This window comes from Stenotrophomonas sp. 2YAF22 (assembly GCF_052114665.1).
Lineage (GTDB): Bacteria > Pseudomonadota > Gammaproteobacteria > Xanthomonadales > Xanthomonadaceae > Stenotrophomonas > Stenotrophomonas indicatrix.
Genome location: NZ_JBFRFE010000658.1, coordinates 1 through 2,363 on the forward strand (window position 1 = coordinate 1; position 2,363 = coordinate 2,363).

Here is a 2,363-nt window from a genome sequence, read left to right on the forward strand (position 1 = left end):
GCACTACCGTGAGTGTCGGCTCAGCGCATCAACACCACTTCTTCAGCAGACGTCGGGTGAATCGCCACCGTGTCGTCGAATTGCGCCTTGGTCGCACCCATCTTCACCGCCACCGCGAAACCCTGCAGGATCTCGTCGGCCGCTTCGCCGAGCAGGTGTATGCCGACCACACGCTCCTCCGGGCCGGCACAGACCATCTTGAACAGGCTGCGCTGGGTGCCGTTGGCCAGCGCCTGCAGCATCGGCCGGAAACGGCTGTGGTACACCGTCACCTGGTCGAAGCGCGCACGTGCATCTTCCTCGCTCATGCCCACTGCGCCGAGCGGCGGGTGCGAGAACACCACGCTGGCCACGTTGTCGTAATCCATCTTCGCGTCCGGGCGGCCACCAAACAGGCGATCCATCAGACGGCGCGATGCAGCCACGGCAACCGGCGTCAGCCCGACCTTGCCGGCGATGTCACCGACCGCATGCACGCTCGGCACGGCCGTGGTCTGCCACTCGTCCACCTCTACCTGCTGGTGTTCGCCGATGCCTATACCGAGCGCCTCCAGGCCGAGATCCTTGCTGTTGCCGCGCCGGCCGGTAGCGAAGAAGACGGCGTCGAACACGCTGTCGATCGGGCCGTCGTGACCGAAGGCACGCACGCGTTCGCCGTCGCGCGTCAACTCGCGCAGACGATAATCGAAGTGGATGCGGACACCCTGCTGGCGCAGGTTCTCGGCCAGCTGCGCGGTCAGCTCGTAGTCGAAGCGCTCCAGCAGGCGACTGCCACGCACCAGCAGGCTCACCCTGCTGCCCAGCGCCTGCAACAGCCCGGCAAGTTCCACCGCGATGTAGCCGCCGCCGATGATGGCGACGTCGGCCGGTGCTGCACGCAGGTCGAAGAAATCGTCGGACACCAGGCCCAGTTCGGCGCCGGGAATGTCGGGCCGCTGCGGATGCGCCCCGGTGGCGATGAGGATCTGCGCAGCGCTGTACTGCACGCCATCACTGCACGCCACCGTGTGCGCATCCAGCAGATGGCCACGGGCAGGAATGCGCACCACGCCGGTTTCATCCAGGCGCTTGTGATAACTGGTGTGGATGTTGCTGATGTAGGCCTGGCGATGGATCACCAGCTCTTTCCACGACAGCGCCGGACGCGCCTCCACGTCGAAGCCCATCGCGCTGGCCAGGCCGATGCGCTCGGCCAGGTCGGCCGCCAGCCACATCGCCTTCTTCGGCACGCACCCTACATTCACGCAGGTACCGCCCAGTTCACCTGGCTCCAGCAGGGCAACACGCTTGCCATGCTGCGCGGCGCGGATGGCGCCGGCCAGGCCAGCGGAACCGCCGCCAAGGACGATCAGATCGTAGTCATAAGAGGGAGTGTTCATCGGAATCGCTCGGGTCGACAGGGAACAGGATCGATGGCGGGCGCGCGCCCGCAGAAAAGATCGACGGGCAGCTGGCTGACGCAGGCGCTCATGCTGCTGCGAGCATGCCATGACCCGCTGCAGGGCAGACGTGAGGGTGTGCAATGGCGTGCTTGACGATGCACGCAGCCATGCAGATCGCCAGGCGCGCGCCCTGCATCGATCACCGCTGCCCAGCCCCACGGCGCATCGCTGGCCATTGCTGGTACGTCATCGCACGCCACAGCCATTCCATCGGACCGAAGCGGAAACGACGCAGCCACAGATGGCTGAGGCTTACCTGTGCAGCGAACAGCAGCAAGGCGAACAGCAGCTGCCAGGCACGCGGTACTGCATCGAACCACCCCAGCCCGTAGTGATAGAACAGCAACGTACAGACCACCGATTGACCAAGGTAATGGGTCAGCGCCATCCGGCCGACTGGCGCCAGCCAGCCCATGCGCGCACGCCAGTGCACRATCCAGGCCAGGTAGCCCAGGCACATCGGCACGCCGCCCACGGCCACCAGCGCCATTGCCGAGGTGGTCGGCAGGTCATAGACACCCGGGGCCAGATAGGGCTTCCACAACACACCCGCCAGGGTGACCAGCAGGCCCAGAGGCAATGCGATCCAGCGCAGGCCGGCATACAACCGCGGGAAACRCTCCGGCGCGGTCAATGCGCCGCTGCCGGCGAACCAGGCCCCCAACAGGAACATGCCCAGCACTTCGGGCCCGGAAATGAACATGCCACCCAGCGACGCGCCGAACTCATGCAGGCGCTGCACGTTGGCCTGCATCCAGTCACCCTGGCCGTACACCAGGCGTTGCTGGTCGATGCCCTGCTGCGCGTCGACCAGCATCTTCTGCAGGTCCTGCGGGGTGGCCATCGACACCATCGCGCCGACCAGCAGCATCAGCGCAACACCCAGCGCATACACCAGCAACCCCATCCAGGGCAGCCAGC

Annotated in this window: 2 protein-coding genes; both read right to left on the reverse strand. The window is 66.1% G+C overall.

Annotated features, from left to right (window positions below; translation table 11 throughout):
* Positions 1 to 20: 20 nt before the first annotated feature.
* A complete protein-coding gene (gorA, locus tag AB4Y84_RS19585; RefSeq protein WP_394197816.1) occupies positions 21 to 1,379 on the reverse strand; it encodes a glutathione-disulfide reductase in 1,359 nt (452 codons plus the stop codon).
* Positions 1,380 to 1,581: 202 nt separating this feature from the next.
* Positions 1,582 to 2,363: DUF418 domain-containing protein (locus AB4Y84_RS19590; RefSeq protein WP_442250714.1), on the reverse strand; the 782-nt coding region annotated here is incomplete at its 5' end.